Raw genomic sequence first — 20,719 nt, 5'->3', positions numbered from 1 at the left:
GCCTGAATTTTTGAATGGCATAAAAAAAACCTGCGGTTCGCGCAGGTTTTTTTATAGCTGGTGTTTAACCGGGCTCAGCCCATGTTAAACAGTTCACCCAGCTTGGTTGCCAGCATCATGTCGCCTTCGGCGCGCAGCTGACCAGCCATGAACGCCTGCATGCCGTCAGTCTCGCCAGAGACAATACCCTGCAGGGTTTCAGAGTTCATGATCAGGGTAACAGAAGGATCGTCGTGTGCGCCTTCGTGCAGCTTGCAGGTGCCGTCATTGATCACGAGGTGGTAAGTCTTGTCGTCTTCGATGTCGAACTGGAATACCAGGTCCAGGCCCTGTGCTGCGTCTGCGTTGAAGTTCTGTTCGAGTTTTTCAAATACCTGAGCTACAGACATTGTTTTACCCTTTTTGATGGTTGTCTTGTCATGGTGGTGACGACTAGTGATCCCTGGCAGAGGCAGCCTGTACAGCAGCCGGGGTAGCGCCAACCTCGCAATCCGACTTTATGGTTAGAGCCGGTTCGTGTCAAGCTTGATCGAACGCTTGTTTTAATTTTATCGCGGGCTTATCAGGCCTGTGCCGAGGCGGTACACTTCGGGGTTTGCAAATACGTGTGGAGACTGCATTTTGGAATTTCTGACCGAATACGGCCTGTTCCTCGCCAAGGTGGCGACTTTCGTGGTGGCGGCGATTGTGCTCGTGTCCATCATTGTCTCGGCAACCCAGAAAGACCGGGACGATCACGAAGGTGAGGGTGAGCTGAAAATACGCAAGCTGAACGATCAGTATCGCCGGCTCAGAGAGTCAATCCAGGCCAGGTTGATGACAGACCAGGAACGAAAGGCCTGGCAGAAGAAAAAGAAAAAAGAGGACAAGGCTGAAAAGAAAGCCGCGAAGAAGCAGCCAGAATCTGACGCTACCGAAGAGAAAACGGCGCGGGTTTACGTGCTCGATTTCGACGGTGACATTAAAGCCAGCGATACCGATACCCTGCGGCGTTCGGTGTCGGCGGTTCTGAGTGTTGCCAATCCGGAAACGGACGAAGTGGTTATTCGCCTGGAGAGCGGCGGTGGTCTGGTTCATGCCTATGGGCTGGCGGCAGCCCAGCTGGATCGTGTTCGCAGCAAAGGTATCAAGTTGACCGCCTGCGTCGACAAGGTTGCGGCCAGCGGCGGCTATATGATGGCCTGCGTGGCTGATCGCATTATTGCTTCGCCGTTTGCCGTGCTCGGTTCCATCGGGGTGGTGGCGCAACTCCCGAACTTCCACCGGTTCCTGAAAAAGAACGACGTTGACTTTGAGGTGCTCACCGCGGGTGAACACAAGCGAACGCTGACAATCTTTGGTGAGAATACCGACAAGGGACGCCAGAAATTCCTCGAGGACCTGGAGGATACCCATGTCCTGTTCAAGGAGTATGTGAGTGAGCGGCGTCCGGATCTGGATATTCAGGCGGTTGCCAATGGAGATATCTGGTTCGGCAAACGCGCCCTGGACGTGAAGCTGATCGATGAGATCAAAACGTCTGACGAATACCTGATTGAGGCTTGTGAGCGGGGAGACGTGATCTCAGTGTCTTTCCAGCGCAAACGTACACTGCCGGAAAAGCTCGGTTTGGCTACCAGCGCGGCGCTCGAACATACCGTCTGGAAAATCCTGAGTGCGTTCCGGAATCAGAAAATTCAGTAAATCAGAAGTGAATACCAGCGCATGAAGATTCATGCGCTGGTGCTTGCTCTCAGGAGGCCCGACGGCGGAACAGGGGCTGATCCGTGTCGGTCGCAGCCTGGTAAGTCTGGGTGAAGAAGCTCAGGCACTTCGGTGCCTTCGCAATATCCTTGTCAGCGCGTAGCACGTAGCTGTCAAAACCACAGCGCTTCATGAACTGAAGCTGGTCAAGCAGTACATCGCCAATGGCTCGCAGCTCGCCGCTATAACCAAACCGTTCACGTAGCAAACGGCCAATGCTGTAACCACGGCCATCGACAAAGCGCGGGAAGTTAACCGCGATCAGCGGCAATTCATTCACTTTCTCACCAAGCAGCTCCGGCTCATCGTGGCTGTCAAACCAGACACCCACGGAGGGCTTTCCGGCAAAGTGCTCATGGCCGGCCAGCCACAGATCTGCCGGAATCAAGACCGGCTTATCTTCAGGAATATCCATGGATTCACCCGCCGCAGGGCGGGGCACCACAACCCAGTCGTCATTACGAATCGTGCCGTCAGCGGCAATTACATCAGGCATATACCCGCTCCTTGAAAGGATCCAGACCGACCCGGCGATAGGTGTCCAGGAAGGTTTCCTCTTCCGTCCGGTTTTCCACGTAGACATTGATCAGCTTGCTGATCACCTCTGGCATCTCCTCGCGAGCGAAGGAGGGCCCCAGAATCTTGCCAATGGTGGCGTCGTGGTGTGACGATCCACCCAGGCTGATCTGATAGAACTCCTCGCCTTTCTTGTCGACACCCAGAACACCGATGTTGCCCACGTGATGGTGGCCACAGGCGTTCATGCAGCCAGAAATGTTCAGGTCGATGGGGCCAAGGTCGTACAGGAAGTCCAGGTCATCAAAACGGCGCTGGATCGCCTCAGCTACTGGAATCGACTTGGCGTTCGCCAGGGCACAGAAATCGCCGCCAGGGCAGCAGATGACGTCGTTCAGTGTGTTCAGGTTCGCGGTTGCGAAGCCCAAAGGCACAAGCTTTTGCCAGAGCTCAAACAGCCGATCCTGGCGGACGTCTGCCAGCACCACATTCTGCTCGTGAGTGGCCCGGGCTTCGCCGTAGCTGTACTCATCCGCAAGGTCGGCAATCTGCTCCAACTGGAAGTCGGTGACATCCCCCGGGGGCGTACCGGTCTTCTTGAGTGTCAGGGTCACAATGGCGTAGCCGGGCTTTTTGTGACTGTTGACGTTGTGGGTCAGCCACTTGTCGAACTCACGGTTCTCAAAGCGCTGCGTTGCCAGCAGGTCGGTGGCATTGTCCAGTGCATCATAGGACGGCTCAGTAAAGTAGCCCTGGAATTTGGTCACCACCTCCGGTGTCAGCCTTGAAGGAGAGTCCTTGATGTGGGCCCACTCTGTTTCCACTTTCTCGGCGAAGCCTTCCGGGCTCAGTGCCTTAACGAGTATCTTGATACGCGCCTTGAACTTGTTGTCACGGCGGCCGTAGCGGTTGTAAACCCGGACAATGGCTTCCAGGTAAGTCAGCAGATCCAGTTCCGGCAGGAAGTCGCGGATGACCGGGCCAACCATGGGGGTGCGACCAAGTCCGCCACCGACGTGCACCCGGAAGCCGAGTTCGCCCTGGTCATTGCGCACCAGCTGCAAGCCGATGTCATGGACCCGGATAGCCGCACGATCCGTGTGTTCAGAGGCATTCACGGCAATTTTGAATTTACGTGGCAAAAACGCAAATTCCGGGTGGAATGTCGACCACTGGCGAATAATCTCGCAGTAGGGGCGAGGATCAGCAATTTCGTCTACCTGGACACCGGAGAACGGATCCGTGGTGGTGTTCCGGATGCAGTTGCCGCTGGTCTGATTCGCGTGCATTTCCACTTCAGCCAGCTCTGCCAGAATATCCGGCACGTCTTCCAGATTCGGCCAGTTCAGCTGGATGTTGGTGCGGGTGGTGAAATGGGCATAGCCCTTGTCATAGTCCCGGGTGATGCGCGCCAACCGCCGAAGCTGCTCGGAACGTAGCATGCCGTAAGGGATACAGATACGCAGCATGGGCGCAAGACGCTGAACATAAAGGCCGTTCTGCAGTCGAAGTGGAAGAAATTCCTCTTCAGCCAGCTCGCCGGCAAGGGCGCGCTCGGTCTGGTCGCGGAATTGGGCAACACGCTCTGCGGCTATCTGCCGGTCGTGCTCATCATAAACGTACATAGTGGAACGTCCTGCCTGCTACATCAGAAGAGCTCAAATTTCCGGCCGGGTTTCATGGACCGGGCCTTATTCCTGCGAGGCAGGATACCATCGTGTTTTTATTCTCAAAATGATTATTTCAACATAACATTATCGATTCAGGTGATAAGTGATCGCCGCCGGAACTGGACGAATGTCAATTTGCTGCTTTACTTGATCGGGAAAGCCAGAAAAACAACAACTTCGGGTAGGAAGGAGGAAGTGCCATGAAAAAATCCGTGCAATCAGACAGTCAGGCCGATGCAGTGGCGGCGGTATTGCTCGTGCTGCTGGCAGTTGCTTTTGCGGTGGTCTGGGTATCCGGGCAGTAGGCTACTGCCCGGCCAATACCAGTTTGACCACGATGATCAGCCCGCCCACAAACGCGACGGTAAACAGAACGCCGGCAATGATATAGGGCAGCGGGCTGTGGTGTGAAAAGTCTTCCTGGCGGCGCTTGTCAGACTGCACACCGAAAGCGCCTGCAAGGATGCTTTGCATGATCTTCAGAACCCCCGGGCTGCGGGGGCGTTCATTGTTATTGTTGTTTTCGGTCACGTCATTCATGGAATCCGCCTCAGGTTATTCCGCCGGATCGTACGCCAGGCTTGGCATCAACCAGCGTTCGGCCTCGGCTTTGGTCAGGCCTTTGCGTTCAGCATAGTCCTCAACCTGATCAACGCCAATTTTGCCAACGGCAAAGTACTTGGCTTCCGGGTGGGCGAAGTACCAACCGGAGACTGCTGCGGTTGGATACATAGCAAAATGCTCCGTTAGCTGCAGGCTGGTGTTGGCGGTGGCGTCCAGCAATTTGAACAGGGTGGCCTTTTCCGTATGGTCCGGGCAGGCGGGATAGCCGGGGGCCGGGCGGATACCACGATAGCGTTCCTTGATCAGGTCCTCGTTGGCCATCTGTTCATCGGTGGCATAACCCCAGAACTCCTTGCGCACGCGCTCATGCATGCGTTCGGCAAAGGCTTCGGCCAGTCGGTCTGCCAGGGCCTGGACCATAATGGCGCTGTAGTCATCGTGGGCGTTTTTGAACTCAGTGGTCAGTTCGTCGACGCCGATGCCGGTGGTCACCGCAAAGCCGCCCACGTAATCGCCCAGATGCAGACTCTCCGGCGCCACGAAGTCGGACAACGCCATCATTGGCTTGCCTGGAGCTTTCTCATCCTGCTGACGCAAGTGGTGCAGGGTAGTCAGCTCTTCGGTTCGGGACTCATCGGTGTACACCACAATGTCATCACCCCGACGATTGGCGGGCCAGAACCCGATAACGCCTCTTGCGGAGATACGTTTTTCCCCGATCATCTGCTTCAGCAGTTTCTGGGCATCGTCAAACAGGGTGCGGGCGGCTTCGCCACGCTTCGGGTCGTCAAAAATGGCCGGGTATTTGCCGGCGATGTCCCAGGAAATAAAGAACGGTGTCCAGTCGATGTAGTCCACCAGTTCGTTCAGATCATAGTCTTCGAATACCTGGACACCGGTAAAAGCCGGCTTGGGTGGCTGGTAGTTCTCGAAATCGATTTCCGGTGCACGAGCACGGGCTTCTTTCAGCGACACCAGTTTGGTGCGGTCGCCACGGTTCTTCCGGCGTTCACGGATTTCATCATATTCGGTGCGGGCTGCTTCCACGAAAGCCGGCTTGGCGGTTTTGCTCAACAGCTGGGAAGCCACGTTCACACAGCGGGAGGCATCAGACACGTAGAGGGCAATGTCATTCTTGTACTGGGGCTCGATTTTGACTGCAGTGTGGGCTTTGGAGGTGGTGGCACCGCCAATCATCAGCGGGATATTGAAGTCCAGCCGCTGCATTTCCCGGGCCACGTGCACCATCTCATCCAGTGACGGTGTGATCAGGCCGCTCAGGCCGATCATGTCGACATTCTCTTTTCGGGCCGTTTCCAGGATTTTCTCACAGGGCACCATTACGCCCAGGTCGATCACCTCGTAGTTGTTGCACTGCAGGACAACGCCAACAATGTTCTTGCCAATGTCGTGTACGTCGCCCTTGACCGTAGCCATCAGGATCTTGCCCTTGGCCTGCTGGTCCTCGGTTTTCTCAGCTTCGATGTACGGAATCAGGTGCGCCACGGCCTGCTTCATTACCCGGGCGCTCTTGACCACCTGAGGCAGGAACATCTTGCCGTCACCGAACAGATCGCCGACCACGTTCATGCCGGCCATCAGAGGGCCTTCGATCACTTCAATGGGATGGCTGGCGTTCTGACGGCAGGCTTCCGTGTCGTCGATAATGTAACTGGTAATGCCTTTAACCAGGGCATGCTCCAGGCGCTTCTCAACGGGCCACTCACGCCAGGCAAGGTCTTCTTCTTTGGCCTGGCCGCCTTTACCTTTGAACTTTTCGGCGGCTTCAAGCAGGCGATCGGTGGAGTCATCCCGGCGGTTTAGCACCACGTCTTCCACCAGTTCCTTCAGATCCGGCTCGATCTCGTCGTAAATCACCAGTTGGCCGGGATTCACGATGCCCATATTCATGCCGGCCTTGACCGCGTGATAGAGGAAGACGGAGTGAATGGCCTCACGTACCGCATCGTTGCCGCGGAACGAGAATGACACGTTGCTGACGCCACCGGAGATAGAGGCGTGGGGGCAATGCTCCCGGATCCAGCGCGTGGCGTTGATGAAGTCCACCGCGTAGTTGTTGTGCTCTTCAATGCCGGTGGCAATGGCAAAGATGTTGGGGTCAAAGATAATGTCGGCCGGGTTGAAGCCGATGCCGGTCAGCACATCATAGGAGCGCTTGCAGATTTCGGTTTTGCGTTCGAAGGTATCGGCCTGGCCGTCTTCGTCAAAGGCCATCACCACCACGGCAGCGCCGTAGCGCATGCAGTCCCTGGCACGTTTGATGAACTCCTCTTCACCTTCTTTCAGGCTGATGGAGTTCACCACGGCCTTGCCCTGAATACAGCGCAGACCTGATTCGATCACATCCCACTTGGACGAGTCGATCATGACGGGTACGCGGGAAATGTCCGGTTCAGAGGCCACCAGGTTCAGGAACGTAACCATCACCTCCCTGGAATCCAACATGCCCTCGTCCATGTTGATATCGATGATCTGCGCACCGTTCTCAACCTGATCACGGGCAACGCTCAGGGCTTCCTCATACTGTTCTTCCTTGATCAGCCGCAGGAAGCGCTTGGAGCCGGTTACGTTGGTGCGTTCACCCACGTTGATGAACAGAGTGTTTTCGTCACCGGTAAACGGTTCCAGGCCGGAGAGTCTGAGTGCTTTCGGGCGTTCAGGAATCTGTCTGGGCGGATACTTGGCCACTGCCCTGGCGATGGCTTCAATATGATCCGGGCGCGAGCCGCAACAGCCGCCGATGATGTTCAGAAAGCCGTCTTTGGCAAAGCCTTCAATGATCTCGGCCATTTCCTCCGGGGTCTGGTCGTATTCGCCAAACTCGTTGGGTAGCCCGGCATTGGGGTGGGCTGATACGTAGGTTTCGGCCTTGTTCGACAGTTCTTCCACATAAGGCCGAAGTGCGTCCGCGCCAAGTGCACAGTTCAAGCCCACGGAAATCGGTTTTGCGTGGGCAACCGAGTTGTAGAAAGCTTCGGTGGTTTGCCCGGAAAGCGTTCGGCCAGAGGCATCGGTGATCGTGCCGGAAATCATGATCGGCAGCTCAATACCACTGTCGATAAAGAACTGCTGGGTCGCGTAGATTGCCGCTTTGGCGTTCAGAGTGTCGAAAATGGTTTCAATGAGGATAAGGTCTGAGCCGCCCTCGACCAGGCCGGAGACCGCCTCGTAGTAATTGTCGACCAGAGTCTGGAAATCCACATTCCGGTAACCGGGGTTGTTTACATCCGGTGAAATTGAGGCGGTGCGGGAGGTGGGGCCCACGGCACCGGCCACAAACCGCGGCTTGTCGGGATTCCTGGCCGTAAACTCGTCGGCGATTTCCCGTGCCAGCTTCGCCGCAGCCACGTTGAGTTCCCTGGCCAGCTCTTCCAGACCGTAGTCGGCCTGTGACAGCTTGGTGGAGTTGAAGGTGTTGGTCTCGATAATGTCGGCGCCCGCATCCAGGTATTCTGCATGGATGTTGCGGAGCAGGGCAGGCTGGGTAAGGTTCAGCAGGTCGTTGTTGCCCTGAACTTCCCGTTCGTAATCTTTGAACCGATCGCCCCGGAATGCGGCTTCATCCAGCTTCTGGTTCTGGATCATGGTGCCCATGCCACCATCAAGAATGACAATACGTTCCTTGAGGGCTTGGTGCAGCTGTTCCAGGCGTGTATTACGATCGGTCATAGAAAACTCTTCCGGGTGTCGTTATTAACGTCGTGTTTTACGTTTTGGCGCGGGATCATAGCAAAAATGCCGAAAGGCGTCTTAGTACGGATGATCATTATCAAGTTCCGGTTTGGCAGTCGTTCGCTGGCATAAGGGAAATTGATTACCCCATTAATGCCCGACTATTTTACTTGGTCTTTTATGTTCCCGCGATCTCTCATAAAATGGCAGTCACACTTGATAACAGGTAGGAAGCATGGCTCTGGTAACTGTGACTGATTCCGCAAGGGATTATCTTGCGCAACTGATTGAAAAGCAGGATGTTGAAGGCATGGGCGTACGCATTTTCGTGACCCAGCCCGGCACCCGCAACGCAGAAACCTGTCTGGCGTACTGTCCGCCCAATGAAGTTGTGCCAACCGATGAGCAGGTCGACCTGGAGAAGTTCACCCTGTACCTGGACCATAATTCGGTGCCGTTCCTGGAAGACGCCTACGTCGACTATTCCAAGGATCAGATGGGCGGCCAGCTGACCATCAAGGCGCCCAACGCCAAGGTGCCGCAGGTGGCTGACGATGCGCCGCTGCCGGACCGTGTGAACTACGTTCTGGCCTCTGAAATCAATCCGAACCTTGCGGCCCACGGCGGCGATGTGTCGTTGGTTGAAATCGTCGAGGAATCGGTGGCTGTACTGCGCTTTGGTGGTGGGTGTCAGGGTTGTTCTGCCGTCAGCCTGACGCTGAAGCAGGGCGTTGAGAAAACCTTGAAGGAACGCGTTCCCGAAATCTCCGCAGTGCGGGATGTGACCGACCACTCAAACACTGAAAACGCTTACTATCAATAAGTTGCACCCTCCCTCCGGCAGCCGCTCGATTGCTGGCGGCTGCCAGAAACACCTGCCTTACCTGGCTACACGGCCAATGGCCTGTTAAGCGCAATACTTCATTATCGGTCACATAAACAGAACCAAAGCCCGGGTATTATCCGTGCCGTATGAGCGAACGCTTTTCTTGATTTCGGGGTAACGCTTGACTGACCTTGCTCTTGTGTCCGTGCCTGTAATGGCTGCAGTGGTGGGATGGTTCACCAACTGGCTGGCCATTCAGATGTCCTTTCATCCTGTCCGATTTATCGGCGTTGGGGTTATTGGCTGGCAAGGGGTAATTCCACGCAAGGCGGAGAAGATGGCCCATATCTGCATCGACCGCACCTTGCAGAAGTTTGGCGACCTGAATTCGGTGTACCAGAAGCTGGAGCCCAACCGGATTGTGGAACAGGTGGTGGCTCAGGTAACGCCCCGTATGGATGAGTACATTGATGAAGTCATGTATGAAATCCAGCCGGTACTCTGGGATAACCTGCCGCTGTTTGTTCGTGCCCGGATCTATCAGTGGGCGCGGCAACAGTTACCCAATCGGGTAGAAGAACTGGTGGAGGATTTTGGTGACGACCTGGATGAGCTGGTCGATCTCAAGGCGCTGTTGAGTCGGGAGTTGCAGAACCATCCGGACCTGATGAATCGTATCTTCCAGCAGGCCGGCGCGGTTGAACTCAGATCCGTCATCAATCGGGGCGCGATTATTGGTGCCTTGATGGGCGCAGTGCTGGCGCCGGTTTCGGTGTTCTACCCCCAGCCCTGGTTACTGCCGGTGGGCGGTTTTTTCATTGGCTTTATCACTAACTGGATTGCCATAAACCTGATCTTTGCACCGGTGCGCCCGCGCCGGGTATTTTTCTGGCAGTTGCAGGGGCTGTTTCTGCGGCGCCAGGATGAAATCAGTGATATCTGGGCGCGCCTGGTGGCGGAGGAACTGATCACGGTTGAGAAAGTCGCCGATGCCATGATCAATGGCCAGCACGGTGACCGAACCCGTGCCATTATCCAGAAACACCTGCGCCCCATGCTCGACAATTCCATGGTCATGAAGCTGGCGGCTCAGGTGTCTGTAGGCATGACCGGTTACACCGAGCTCAAGCGTGTGATGAATCAGAAAGCGGTGCTGGCAACCCGGGATGTATTCAGTGATCCCGCTTTCAACCGTGAGCGCGCGCCGGTCGTCGCGGGGGTGCTGGCAAGCCAGATGAAAGCCCTGCGACCGGAAGAGTTCCAGGACATCCTCAGGCCGGCGTTCCGGGAGGAAGAAATTCAGCTGATGTTCGTAGGTGGCTTGTTTGGTGCCGTGGCCGGGCTCGTTCAGTTTCTTGCCATGACCGGCTTGCCCCAGGCCGTACTGGGCTGACCACACCAGGGAGAATAGCGTATGCCAGTTTGGGCACAGATCCTCACGCAGGTTTTACTGACAGCGGCCACCGTAACGGCCGTTCTCTTCGGTTTCTGGTTCTGGGTGGTAAAGCCATGGCTGGCTGAGCGCATCCAGGAATTGATCGACACCGCCAATGAGATTGAGCCGAAGGTCACCAGTGGCGTTCAGAAGGGCGTTGCAGAATCTATCCGGCAGATACCCCAAAGCGCCTGGGACGGTGCAACCCGTGAATCCACTCGCCAGTTCCTCAAGTTTGGCTCGAACCTGTTTGAAAACGGGCTGAGCACCTTTCTGGGTGCCGCTGCCGAAGAGCAGCAAGCGGCCCGGGCACGGTCAGCCGAAAAGCGGGACAGATAACAGGGGAGATATCTCCCACTGGTTCAGAGGCAGTTCGTAGGGCGAGGCAGGCCGGCTATCCGGCAGGCCGTTTTGGCGGGTGTTCCGGGGAACAGCGTCATCAGGTAGATGCTGTCGCCTTTCTCGTCCCCCAGTGCCTCTCTTACGGCCTTCACGAACAACCGGTTCGACGGTGGCGACATCTCATGCTGTTTATAAAAATCCCTTAAAAAGTATATGATTTCCCAGTGTTTTTCCATTAACTCAATGTCGTCTTCCTGAGCGATTTCCTGGGCTACCTCATTGGTCCAGGTGGCCGCGTCCTCCAGAAAACCTTCGTTGTTTCTCACAGGCGAATTCGAAGCACTCATGGTTTACCAGTTGATGATTCGTGAATGATTGACGGTCAGCTGCACAAAACCGGCGTAGTCGACCAGCTGCTCTGAGGGCACGCGGTTAGCCACGGCGCGCGCATTCGCGTCTGCCTCCAGGCCATAAGACGCCCCTGGCAGCTGTCTTTCCCGATCAAGCAGTGCGAGCACCGCATCCTCAATCAGCAGTAACGTGTCACCCTGTTGAACCGATGCCAGGCAATGCCGAAACCTGGCGTGTTCCGGAGCCTTATTGATGATGTGCAGGGTAGTGTTGACGTTCTCAGGCATGACAGGTTCCTATCCGGCAAAAACGACGCGGCTATACTGGCCCAGGGTTTCGGAAATTGACTCCGCTGGCGTAGTCCCTGGCAGTAAATCGCCGGTCTCCAGCCCGTACTTTGCGCAAGCCCGGGTATCCACCAATATCTGTTCAACACCGAAAAGGGCGGCTGCAGAGAGATTCTTCTCGACGGATTTCTGTCCGACGGCTTCTGCTGCCTGGCCTTTGCACAGCCAGTTGACGCCAGCCCCCAGAAACAGCATGGCGGCTGGCTGGTCGAAGGCCGCCAGGGAGAAAGTCATGTCCAGCGCTTCCCGCCCTGTCCAGGAGCCATAGGGTGGCAGATCGATCACAATCAGGGTGGTCATGGTCAGTGCGCCCCGTGAAAATAAAGAACCCGGTCGGACTTCAGGTTACCCTCTACCCATTCACCAAGACCTGCAATCTCGAAGGGTGCCCTGAGATTGTTGGCGGTCAGCTCGTAACGGGCCTGCTCGGTCTCATCGACAATGCCACGGCGCAGTGCCGAAGCAATGCAGGCGACCGCTGCGATGTTGTTCCCGGAAAGGAATTCAGACCACAGTCGCGGCCAGTGTTGCTCATCGGAGGGAGGAGCGCTCAGGGCTGACGCCAGGTGCACGCCATCGCCATACAGGAATACCCGGTCGATGCGGTGGCCCGCTTTCAATAGGGCCTGAGCCAATGACAGGGCAGTCTGGGGTGCCTGTGTTGCCCAGGGGGCACCGGTAATCACGAGTGTGTAACTGAGAGACTGCGGCATGGATTCGAATGCTGGCTGATGGAAACCTTGCAAGTTTACCTAAAGCAAAAACCCCGGCATAGGCCGGGGTTTTCTCAAGGCATTGGACTGAGATTGATGATCAGTCTTCGCCGCTGAACGCAGACAGCAGGTGCAGCAGGCTGACGAACAGGTTGTAGATGGACACATACAGGCCCACAGTGGCGATGATGTAGTTACGCTCGCCACCCTTGATGATCTGGCTGGTCTCAAACAGGATCATGATCGAAGCAAAGATCGTGAAGCCTGCGGAAACGGCCAGGTGCAGTGCGGAACTTTCCATGAAGAAAGCCAGCAGCATGGCGCCAATCAGCACGAATGCGCCAGCGGTCAGGAAGCTGGACAGGAAGCTGAAGTCCTTCTTGGTGATGATAGCGGTTGCGGACAGGCCCACGAACGCGACGGCAGTCAGCGTCAGTGCCTGAGCAACAATCTGCGAGGCGCCGGCGGCAACAAACGCACCGATGATCGGGCCAAGGGTATAACCCATGAAGCCAGTCAGTGCGAAGGTGGTGACGATGCCCCAAGGGCTGTTCTTCAGTTTATAGGTGGCAAACAGCAGGCCGATGTAGCCCACGATGGTAATCAGGAAGCCCGGGTGCGTGCCATTCATGTTCAGGAACGCAGTCACGGCTGAAAACGCCAGGGTCATACCGAGCAGCATGTAGGTGTTACGCAACACCTTCATGGCGTCGTCGCTGATACCTGTCGTTGCGCGACTGGTCTCGCTAGCCGGCGAGTAGGCCGCCTGGTTGTTCTGAACGCCGAAACGTCTGTCTTCCATTGTCATCTCCGTTTAGTGCTCTAGTGCAACTGGATACTGTAGACCATCATAATGTCGAAACCGCAACTTTCAATCATTTACGACAGAGAAACACCAAATGGATTCCATTAAAACGCGGTAATCTTGTCTAAGTGCTGACCAGAAGCCACGGAATTTACTTTGTTTTTCTTGCAGGGCGTTGACAGAGGAGGCAAATCCGGTATCATTCCTCCCGCTGTCGACAAGGCAGCAAGCCGAAGCGTTTCCCAATGCTTCGACAAGACGGTGGGCTGGCAGAGTGGCTGAATGCAGCGGTCTTGAAAACCGCCGACGGTTAATAGCCGTCCCGGGGTTCGAATCCCTGGCCCACCGCCATTTTCTTCTTGTTTTTCCTCTCGATACCCCAATACCTTAGTTACACTGATATCCCAGTTGGATTCTAAACGTCACTCTCCATAATTGGGAGAATTCGTCCATGGCTGAACAGCCGGAAAACCAGGAACAGACAGAACGCAAAAACCGCCGCTTCGCCGTGTCAGCCAATCGAGGCAGGGCGAGCCATCGCGTGCGTTATGTAGAGACGGGTGGGGCCGCCGTAGATACGGAAGAATGCACTTTTTGCCAGGCCGTTCCCGATCTTGAGCATGCCGGGGGAATTAAAGCCACTCAAGTGCCTGGCCATTCTGACACCAGCGAGTGTTCTGGTAGTGAAGCTCAAAAAGCCGACGCTGATTCTGCGCCGTAGCCAGATCGCATAATTCAAACCGGACACGGCCACCGGGTAGTTGCTGAGCCAGGCGGCTGCAATCCAGCGCTGGTACTACGCCGGGCTTGGGATACCCTCCAATCGTCTGGCCATCGTTCAGCAGTACGATAGGCTGACCATCGCCGGGAATCTGAACGGATCCGTGTGCAATACCTTCGGATATGATGCCGGGAGGAGGGCAGTCCAGGGCCGGGCCCTGAAGCCGGAAACCCATACGGTCGGATTGATCGCTAACGGTGTAGCTGCTGGTTGTCAGCCGCAGGATATCTGAACGCTGAAACTGAGCGTACTGATAGCCCGCTATCAGGCCGATAACCACCTCTGAACTGAAATCAGGGCGCTGGTGTGCGGGCACTTCCCGGCTCGGCACTTTTCGTTGCGGTTCCCGTGGTACCAGTTTATCTCCGCGCTTTAACGGGCCCCGGCCCTCGAACTTTTCCCGAACAACCACCGTACGACTGCCGAACTGCTCCGGTGAATCCAATCCCCCCGCCACGGCCAGGTAGATAAGCCGGTTATGAACCGAGTGGCTGATGGTCAGCTCGTCACCGTCATTCAGGTTCAGGGTTCGCCACAGCTCAACCGGTTCACCGTTCACGGCCACCCTGGTTCTGGCGCCGGTGATGGCAATCTGGAGCGAGCCGTGGGCAATGGCGCGGAATCCCCCTAACATGATTTCCAGGCAGGCAGCATGGCGAGGATTGTCCAGCAGTTTGTTGGCCCAGGTAAAGCTGATCAGATCAAGGGCGCCGCCTGCGGCCAGCCCGTGGTGGCGATAACCTCGGCGACCACTGTCCTGCACAGAACTTTGCACGCCGGGATGAATGACCTCCAGCCAGCTCATGAAATGAGCTCCCCACCGGCGGCCAGAAACGCCTCCCGGCTGATGGGGGTAAAGCGCACCCGATCGCCCACCTTGAGGAGCGACAGGTTCGTTGGATCAAAAAGGCGTGTCGGGCAGCGGCCAATCAGCTGCCAGCCGCCCGGAGAAACCTGCGGGTAAACTGCTGTCTGCCGATTGGCAATGCCAACGCTTCCGGCGGGTACCTGTTTGCGAGGAGTGGTTTTCCGGGGCGCGGCGATGGTGGGGTCAACCTGCCCCATAAAGGCGAAGCCGGGGGCAAAACCGAGCGCATGCACCCGGTATTCAACCGAGCTGTGTCGACGAATCACTTCCTCGCAATCGAGGCCGCTCTCCGCGGCCAGCCATTGCAGGTCAGGCCCGGTCTCGACACTGTAATATACCGGCAGTTCCACCAGGCGGCTTTTCAATTCCGCCTGGTGCGCCTGTGTGCTCAGCCTGTGAATGATGGGCCTGAGTTCGGCGGTTAACTGCCGGAAATCGATGAGCATGGGGTCGTAGACCACCATCAATGTCGTGTATGAGGGCACCATATCCACCAGCCAGCGAAAACCGGCACGCCAAATATTGTCGACGAGGCTGGCAATGCGAGCGGGCAGGGTATCGTCAATGGCCGGGGCCAGGGTAATCAGGATGGTGTCTTCGGAAACCGGTTCAATCATTGGCCGGGTTTGCCGAGCGCCTTGCGGATGGCTTTGATCGCCTCCAGTGCGGCATCATTATCGCCATGCACGCACAGGCTGTCTGCGGGAAGCTCAAGCCAGTGGCCGGTGGTACTGAACACACCACCTTTGTCAGCAAACGACTTTGCCTGGCGAACGATGATGTCCGGATCCTCGTGTACGGCGCCGGCCTGGCGCCGGGAAACCAACTGGCCTTCGTCATCGTAGGCGCGGTCTGCAAAGGCTTCCAGCAGCAGGGGCAGGCCAACGTCGGCCGCCATTTGCTGATGTTCGCGGTAGTTACTGGTGACCGGAATCATCAGTGCCAGATCGGTCCGGAAGGTGCGTACGGCCTCCATCACGGCGCGAAGCAGTCTATTGTCCCGCATCATGTCGTTGTTCAGGGCGCCATGGGGTTTGACGTAGCTTAGCGTCAGGCTTTCACTGCGGCACATGCCTTCGAGCGCCCCGAGCTGATAAAGCATCAGGGCTTCGATTTCTTCCGGCGTGTGGTGAATCGAGCGCCGGCCGAAGCCGGGCAGGTCGTGATAGGACGGGTGAGCGCCAACCGCCACGTCATGGGCAGCTGCCAGTGCCAGTGTTTTGCGAATCACCATAGGATCTGCGGCGTGAAAGCCACAGGCCACGTTGGCCATGTCGATCAGGGGCATAACCAGGTCGTCCTGGCCCATTTGCCAGGCGCCGTAGCTTTCCCCCAGATCGCAATTCAGTTTCATGGCGCTGTCCTGTCTCTCCTCAGATGTCGCTGCGGCCCGGGAAGGTGGCCTGTTTGCGCTCTTCCGCCAGTCTGGCCCGTTGTTCCAGGGACTCCGGCGAATTCTCGGGAATACCCCATCCCTGCAGATTTTCCTCAACCAGTGTCACCAGGGCATCGATGTGCCCCGGAGTGGCGTTCAGGCAGGGAATATAGCTAAAGCCTTCGCCGCCGGACTCCATAAAGTATTCGCGGTTTTCCTCGTTAATCTCCTCGATCGTTTCCAGACAATCGGCGGAGAAACCAGGGCAAAATACATCAATGGATTTTACCCCTTTTTCGGGCAAGGCTTTAAGGGTTTCATCGGTATAGGGTTGCAGCCATTCCTCCCGCCCGAATCGGGACTGGAAAGTGGTCATGTACTGGTCTTTACCGAGACCAAGGCGCTCCGCCAGCAGCCGCGATGTCTTATGGCATTCGCAGTGGTAGGGGTCGCCCTTCAGCAGGTATTTCAGCGGTACGCCGTGGTAGGAGAGAATCAGTTTTTCCTTGCGGCCATGTTCAGCCCAGTGCGATTCAATATGGCGCGCCATGGCTTCGATGTACGGCGGGAAATCGTGGTAATGGGAAACAAACCGGAAATCGGGCAGCCAACGCCGCCGGGTAAAGTCTTTTGCAATGGCATCGAAGGTTGAGGCTGTGGTTGAGGCCGAATACTGGGGATACAGCGGAAGTACCAGCAGCTTGCGCACGCCCTGTTGTTGCATCTCTTCCAGTACCCGGGGGATGGAAGGGTTGCCATAACGCATAGCGAACCCAACCACCACATTGGTACCGAAACGCCGTTTCATGGCCTCACGGATACCCTCAGCCTGTTTCGCCGTGTGAATCAGCAGGGGAGAACCCTCCTTTTCCCACACACTGGCATAGGCTTCCGCACTTTTCCGGGGGCGGATGCGGAGAATGACGCCGTGCAGAATCAGCCACCACAGGGGGCGCGGTACCTCGACAACCCGCGGATCCCAGAGGAATTCCGCGAGGTATTTCCTCAAGGCGGGAGTAGTAGGTGCGTCGGGGGTTCCAAGGTTGGTGATCAGCACACCGAGCCGGTCCGGCTCATTGTGGCGGTAGTTATCGATCCCGTTGTAAGGCATTGAGACGTTCCGTGAGGTGAAAATTAACGCTTGCCGGCCTGCTGCATCAGGCGGGGAATAAGCCCGGTAATGTCGTAACCTGCATTCCGTGCCCGGGACAGGATTTCCTCAGGCTGGTGGTCGCGGGCACTGCTCAGGGCCCATAGTACCGTACAGCGGGTGCCGGAACGACAGAAGGCTAGTACGGGTTTCTCGGCATCACGGATCATGGGAGCGAAACGTTCTACGTCCTGGTCGGTAATATTGCCAGACTCAACCGGCATGTAGACCCATTCAAGGCCCTCTGCTTTCGCTGCGGCCTCAATGTCGGCCATGGCCGGTTGGCCGTATTCTTCATGGTCGGGCCGATTGGCGACCAGGGTCCGAAACCCCAGACGCGCAATTTCGGCAACGTCATCAATAGCGATTTGTGGCGCTACGGAAATACTGTCATCAATTTTTCTGATATCCACGCGTGTCTCCCAACGACGGTCGTTTAATCCGCTCGATCACTTCGAATGCCATCATACCGGCCACCATGGACGCAACAAAGACCACGGCCTTGATTTCTCCGGCACCAAGAGCCACCAGGGCGGGCCCTGGACAAAAACCGGCAATGCCCCAGCCAATACCGAACATCATGCTGCCAATAACAAGTCTGGGCTCAATACGGTTGTTCGCCGGCATTTTCATGGTGAATCCGAGGAACGACAGGGTACGCCTGCGCGCCACGGCGAAAGCGACCAGTCCGACGATGATTGCGCCTCCCATCACGAAAGCCAGTGAAGGGTCCCAAAGCCCGGCGATATCGAGAAAACCAAGCACTTTTTCCGGATTGGCCATACCCGATACCATGAGCCCCAACCCGAAAATCAGTCCTGCCAGAAGTGAGGTGACAGAGTACTTCATCATTCAGACTCCCATCAGGTGGCGAATTACGAACACCGTTAAAAATCCTGTTGCCATAAAACTCAGGGTTGCGACCAGTGAGCGAGGCGACAGACGAGACAATCCACAGACACCATGCCCGCTGGTGCAGCCTGAGCCGTAGCGAGTGCCTATACCCACCAGCAATCCGGCAACGATCAGGGCTGGATAACCTGCGTCAACCTGAATGGGTGGAAGTTCAGAAAACAGCAGCCACAGGCTTGGGGTGCCTACAAGCCCGGCGAGAAAAGCCACCCGCCAGAGTATATCGCGGCGAGCAGGCACCAACAGGCTACCCAGTATTCCACTTATTCCTGCAATGCGGCCGTTCAAAAGCAGGAAGCTTGCAGCGGCGAGGCCGATCAGCAGGCCGCCGGTCAGTGCAGCGCCAGGGGTAAACTGGCTCCAGGCAATATCAATCATTCATAGACTCCCGCGAGATATCGGTTTTGGAATAACCATATAATGGGGAGAAATAATAACAAAAAAAGCCCGGCAGGGAATGCCGGGCAGAGGCGTGCGAGTAGTATCCATGAAAGACTTCCAGACAAACCGACATCAACAGGGATGCCGGTATTGGGAAGTATTGACCATAATTCGAACAGTTCAAGTGAGAGGCGCTTTCGTTTGAAAACATTTTTTCATATTGCATCAGTGGTTATACTGCGGCCTTTCGTTATGCGGTTCTCAGGGCCACCACTGCAATCCGGCCCCGGCTGTAATACAATGACAGCTACCGCTAATGCCCGACTCCCATGAGGTATGCATGTCTGAGCACGACGACAAAAATCCTGAAAATGATCCGCAACTGGCGGGCAAGATCAAGGATTCCGCCCGGCAAATCTGGCTGGCTGGGCTTGGCGCCTACACCAAAGCGGAAGAGGACGCCGGCAAGTTCTTTGATCGTCTGGTTCAGGAAGGCGAACAGCTGGAGAGCAAAACCCGGGGTGTGGTCGAGAAACAGATCCGCACCGTGGAAGATCGGGTAGGCGAGGTTCGTGAGCGGGCCACCGGTACCTGGGACAAGCTCGAGCATATGTTCGACCAGCGGGTTTCTGGCGCACTCCGTCGTCTGGGCATTCATCGCCGGGAAGAAATCGAAGCTATGGAGCGCCGTATCGAGGCATTGGAAAGTGAGCTGTCCAGACTGCGCGGCCAGAACACTGCGCGCGACGAGGAAGAATAAACTTTAGAGATAGGTCTGGCTGGTGAGCCGCACCTGTTCCTGCTCGTCCTCGTTCAGGTAGGGCAGCAACAGGTGCAGCATCTGATAGACCCCGCGGCCCGGGTCCACTGACTCCCTGTCATCCAGATGCGAAAGCGTGTCGAAGCTACTCCAGTAACACACCGTCAGGGTAAGCTGCTCACACACCGAAGCCAGTTCATCCGAACCGATGTTCATGATGCCTTGCCGGCGAAAACTCTCACACAGCGTGTTGAACGCCAATTCCTTCTTTTTGAGAATCCTGCGAAACCGAACCTGAAGCTGATCGTAACGGGACAGGACATTGACCAGATCCTGGTACAGGAAACGGTAGCGGGCCACGGCTTCAAACAGCAGATGCAGGAAGAAGCTGAACTGGTCCATGGGCACGTCTGCTTCCTCGGGCACCGCCAGAAGATCCAGCATCTCTGCCTCATAGGCCCGGAACAATTCCTCAACGATATCGCCTTTGCTTTTGAAGTGGTAATACAGGTTGCCCGGGCTGATCTCCAGCTCATCGGAGATCAGCAGGGTGGTGACGTTGGGCTCCCCAAGGCTGTTGAACAGCAGCAGGCTGGTGTCGAGGATCCGATCCCTGGTTTTGACTTTCTTCATCCGTAATGGCCCGGTCAATCAGAGGTCGAATGAGGCCCACACCGGGCAGTGATCGGATGGTCGCTCCATGGCCCGGATATCGTAGGACACTCCTGCTGCTTTTGCCTTGGGCAGGAGGCTGTCACTGGCCATGATCAGGTCAATGCGCAGGCCTCGCCTCGGGTCACGCTCAAAGCCTTTGCTGCGATAGTCAAACCAGCTGAAGGTGTTGGCTTCGTCCGGGTGCAGATGGCGGAATACATCGGTAAAGCCCCGTTGTTCAACCTGCCCAAGCCATTCCCGCTCTTCCGGCAGGAAACTGCATTTTCCGGAACGCAACCAGCGTTTTGCATTGTCGGCGCCAATGCCGATGTCGCGGTCTGTGGGCGATATGTTCATGTCGCCCATTACCATAATATGGCCGGGTTTCTTGGCCAGTTCGTCCAGGTAGGCCATCAGGTCGGCGTAGAACTTTTCCTTGGCAGGAAACTTTACAGGGTGGTCCCGGCTTTCCCCCTGGGGGAAATAACCATTGATGACGGTCAGGGGCTCGCCGTTAACGGTGAAATGGCCGGTAATCAGGCGCCGCTGGGAGTCTTCGCCATCGGAGGGGTAGCCCTTGATGACCTCTTCCGGCTCCGCGCGGGATAACAGGGCAACACCGTAGTGGGTTTTCTGGCCATGAAAGTGAACGTGATAACCGAGCTCGCGAATGGCTTCGACCGGGAATTCCTCATCAGTGACCTTGGTTTCCTGAAGACCGATGACATCCGGATTAAGCTGCTGAATCACGGCTTCGAGCTGATGCAGGCGGGTGCGGATACTGTTCACATTGAACGACACAAACATCATGGGCGCAGAATCTCCGGAAAAAT

The 20,719-nt window shown here is 56.4% G+C and carries 24 protein-coding genes and 1 tRNA gene; 6 read left to right on the top strand and 19 right to left on the bottom strand.

Annotation, left to right across the window (positions count from 1 at the left end; all coding sequences use genetic code 11):
- Positions 1-74 precede the first annotated feature (74 nt).
- On the bottom strand, positions 75-389 hold the full coding sequence (locus C7436_RS02255) for an SCP2 sterol-binding domain-containing protein (protein WP_011785017.1): 315 nt from the start codon (positions 387-389) through the stop codon (positions 75-77).
- A gap of 232 nt (positions 390-621) precedes the next feature.
- On the opposite strand from C7436_RS02255, the gene sohB reads away from it, so the two are divergent.
- Positions 622-1,683 carry a protease SohB gene (gene sohB / locus C7436_RS02250; RefSeq protein WP_121206555.1) on the top strand — a complete coding sequence of 354 codons (1,062 nt, stop codon included), beginning with the start codon at positions 622-624 and terminating at the stop codon, positions 1,681-1,683.
- 49 nt (positions 1,684-1,732) lie between these two features.
- Here sohB and C7436_RS02245 read toward each other — a convergent pair whose 3' ends face one another.
- The 4 genes from C7436_RS02245 to metH form a co-directional block, all read right to left on the bottom strand.
- Entirely contained in the window at positions 1,733-2,239 is a 507-nt protein-coding gene (locus C7436_RS02245; RefSeq protein ID WP_121206554.1) for a DUF934 domain-containing protein, read from the bottom strand.
- The gene (locus C7436_RS02240; RefSeq protein WP_121206553.1) at positions 2,232-3,884 is read right to left on the bottom strand and encodes a nitrite/sulfite reductase; all 1,653 of its coding nucleotides are present in this window, start codon (positions 3,882-3,884) and stop codon (positions 2,232-2,234) included. Before C7436_RS02240 ends, C7436_RS02245 begins: the two co-directional genes overlap by 8 nt.
- Before the next feature lie 351 nt (positions 3,885-4,235).
- Complete coding sequence (locus tag C7436_RS02235) at positions 4,236-4,469, bottom strand: DUF2970 domain-containing protein (protein ID WP_121206552.1); 234 nt, start codon at positions 4,467-4,469, stop codon at positions 4,236-4,238.
- A 15-nt stretch (positions 4,470-4,484) separates the two neighbouring features.
- Positions 4,485-8,183, bottom strand: a complete 3,699-nt coding sequence (metH, locus tag C7436_RS02230) for a methionine synthase (RefSeq protein WP_121206551.1) — start codon at positions 8,181-8,183, stop codon at positions 4,485-4,487.
- Between the two features lie 238 nt (positions 8,184-8,421).
- Between metH and nfuA the strand changes: the two genes are divergently transcribed.
- The 3 genes from nfuA to C7436_RS02215 all read left to right on the top strand — a co-directional run bounded on the left by nfuA (position 8,422) and on the right by C7436_RS02215 (position 10,786).
- On the top strand, positions 8,422-9,009 hold the full coding sequence (nfuA, locus tag C7436_RS02225) for a Fe-S biogenesis protein NfuA (protein WP_029653412.1): 588 nt from the start codon (positions 8,422-8,424) through the stop codon (positions 9,007-9,009).
- Positions 9,010-9,193: 184 nt separating this feature from the next.
- Positions 9,194-10,405: a DUF445 domain-containing protein gene (locus tag C7436_RS02220; RefSeq protein WP_211329838.1), complete on the top strand. Its 1,212-nt coding sequence runs from the start codon at positions 9,194-9,196 to the stop codon at positions 10,403-10,405.
- 21 nt (positions 10,406-10,426) lie between these two features.
- Entirely contained in the window at positions 10,427-10,786 is a 360-nt protein-coding gene (locus tag C7436_RS02215) for a hypothetical protein (RefSeq protein ID WP_022991205.1), read from the top strand.
- A 23-nt stretch (positions 10,787-10,809) separates the two neighbouring features.
- Here the strand turns inward: C7436_RS02215 and C7436_RS02210 are convergent, their stop codons facing one another.
- The 5 genes from C7436_RS02210 to C7436_RS02190 all read right to left on the bottom strand — a co-directional run bounded on the left by C7436_RS02210 (position 10,810) and on the right by C7436_RS02190 (position 13,002).
- Entirely contained in the window at positions 10,810-11,136 is a 327-nt protein-coding gene (locus tag C7436_RS02210) for a TusE/DsrC/DsvC family sulfur relay protein (RefSeq protein ID WP_121206549.1), read from the bottom strand.
- Positions 11,137-11,139: 3 nt separating this feature from the next.
- Positions 11,140-11,427, bottom strand: a complete 288-nt coding sequence (gene tusB / locus C7436_RS02205; RefSeq protein ID WP_121206548.1) for a sulfurtransferase complex subunit TusB — start codon at positions 11,425-11,427, stop codon at positions 11,140-11,142.
- Between the two features lie 9 nt (positions 11,428-11,436).
- On the bottom strand, positions 11,437-11,787 hold the full coding sequence (locus C7436_RS02200) for a DsrE family protein (RefSeq protein ID WP_121206547.1): 351 nt from the start codon (positions 11,785-11,787) through the stop codon (positions 11,437-11,439).
- A 2-nt stretch (positions 11,788-11,789) separates the two neighbouring features.
- A complete protein-coding gene (gene tusD, locus C7436_RS02195) occupies positions 11,790-12,200 on the bottom strand; it encodes a sulfurtransferase complex subunit TusD (protein WP_121206546.1) in 411 nt (136 codons plus the stop codon).
- 100 nt (positions 12,201-12,300) lie between these two features.
- Positions 12,301-13,002, bottom strand: a complete 702-nt coding sequence (locus C7436_RS02190) for a Bax inhibitor-1/YccA family protein (protein WP_011785004.1) — start codon at positions 13,000-13,002, stop codon at positions 12,301-12,303.
- Positions 13,003-13,265: 263 nt separating this feature from the next.
- Between C7436_RS02190 and C7436_RS02185 the strand changes: the two genes are divergently transcribed.
- Positions 13,266-13,356: transfer RNA gene (locus C7436_RS02185), tRNA-Ser, on the top strand.
- A gap of 281 nt (positions 13,357-13,637) precedes the next feature.
- Here the strand turns inward: C7436_RS02185 and C7436_RS02175 are convergent.
- Genes C7436_RS02175 through C7436_RS02145 form a run of 7 tightly spaced genes read right to left on the bottom strand, consistent with a single transcriptional unit; the run spans position 13,638 to position 18,469 of the window.
- Entirely contained in the window at positions 13,638-14,591 is a 954-nt protein-coding gene (locus tag C7436_RS02175; RefSeq protein WP_121206544.1) for a 5-oxoprolinase subunit C family protein, read from the bottom strand.
- Positions 14,588-15,271, bottom strand: coding sequence for a 5-oxoprolinase subunit PxpB (pxpB, locus tag C7436_RS02170; RefSeq protein WP_121206543.1), 684 nt, complete (start codon positions 15,269-15,271; stop codon positions 14,588-14,590). The genes C7436_RS02175 and pxpB overlap by 4 nt, the downstream gene beginning before the upstream one ends.
- Positions 15,268-16,008: a 5-oxoprolinase subunit PxpA gene (locus C7436_RS02165; protein ID WP_121206542.1), complete on the bottom strand. Its 741-nt coding sequence runs from the start codon at positions 16,006-16,008 to the stop codon at positions 15,268-15,270. Before C7436_RS02165 ends, pxpB begins: the two co-directional genes overlap by 4 nt.
- Before the next feature lie 19 nt (positions 16,009-16,027).
- On the bottom strand, positions 16,028-17,140 hold the full coding sequence (gene hemH, locus C7436_RS02160) for a ferrochelatase (protein WP_121206541.1): 1,113 nt from the start codon (positions 17,138-17,140) through the stop codon (positions 16,028-16,030).
- Positions 17,141-17,163: 23 nt separating this feature from the next.
- The gene (locus tag C7436_RS02155) at positions 17,164-17,592 is read right to left on the bottom strand and encodes a protein tyrosine phosphatase family protein (RefSeq protein WP_022991214.1); all 429 of its coding nucleotides are present in this window, start codon (positions 17,590-17,592) and stop codon (positions 17,164-17,166) included.
- Positions 17,573-18,028: a YeeE/YedE family protein gene (locus tag C7436_RS02150; protein ID WP_031210549.1), complete on the bottom strand. Its 456-nt coding sequence runs from the start codon at positions 18,026-18,028 to the stop codon at positions 17,573-17,575. Before C7436_RS02150 ends, C7436_RS02155 begins: the two co-directional genes overlap by 20 nt.
- Positions 18,029-18,031: 3 nt before the next feature.
- Positions 18,032-18,469 (bottom strand): YeeE/YedE family protein, encoded by a 438-nt coding sequence (locus tag C7436_RS02145; RefSeq protein WP_121206540.1) that lies wholly within the window; start codon positions 18,467-18,469, stop codon positions 18,032-18,034.
- Between the two features lie 343 nt (positions 18,470-18,812).
- Between C7436_RS02145 and C7436_RS02140 the strand changes: the two genes are divergently transcribed.
- Positions 18,813-19,232, top strand: coding sequence for a phasin family protein (locus C7436_RS02140; protein ID WP_011784979.1), 420 nt, complete (start codon positions 18,813-18,815; stop codon positions 19,230-19,232).
- Between the two features lie 3 nt (positions 19,233-19,235).
- On the opposite strand, the gene C7436_RS02135 is transcribed toward C7436_RS02140, so the two are convergent.
- Positions 19,236-19,865 carry a TetR/AcrR family transcriptional regulator gene (locus C7436_RS02135; RefSeq protein WP_121206539.1) on the bottom strand — a complete coding sequence of 210 codons (630 nt, stop codon included), beginning with the start codon at positions 19,863-19,865 and terminating at the stop codon, positions 19,236-19,238.
- An 18-nt stretch (positions 19,866-19,883) separates the two neighbouring features.
- Positions 19,884-20,696 (bottom strand): exodeoxyribonuclease III, encoded by an 813-nt coding sequence (gene xthA / locus C7436_RS02130; RefSeq protein ID WP_121206538.1) that lies wholly within the window; start codon positions 20,694-20,696, stop codon positions 19,884-19,886.
- Positions 20,697-20,719: the final 23 nt, after the last annotated feature.

Source organism: Marinobacter nauticus (assembly GCF_003634635.1).
GTDB classification, from domain to species: Bacteria; Pseudomonadota; Gammaproteobacteria; order Pseudomonadales; family Oleiphilaceae; genus Marinobacter; species Marinobacter nauticus.
Note: the sequence above shows the minus strand (reverse complement) of the source record. Positions and strands in the feature narration are given on the sequence as shown.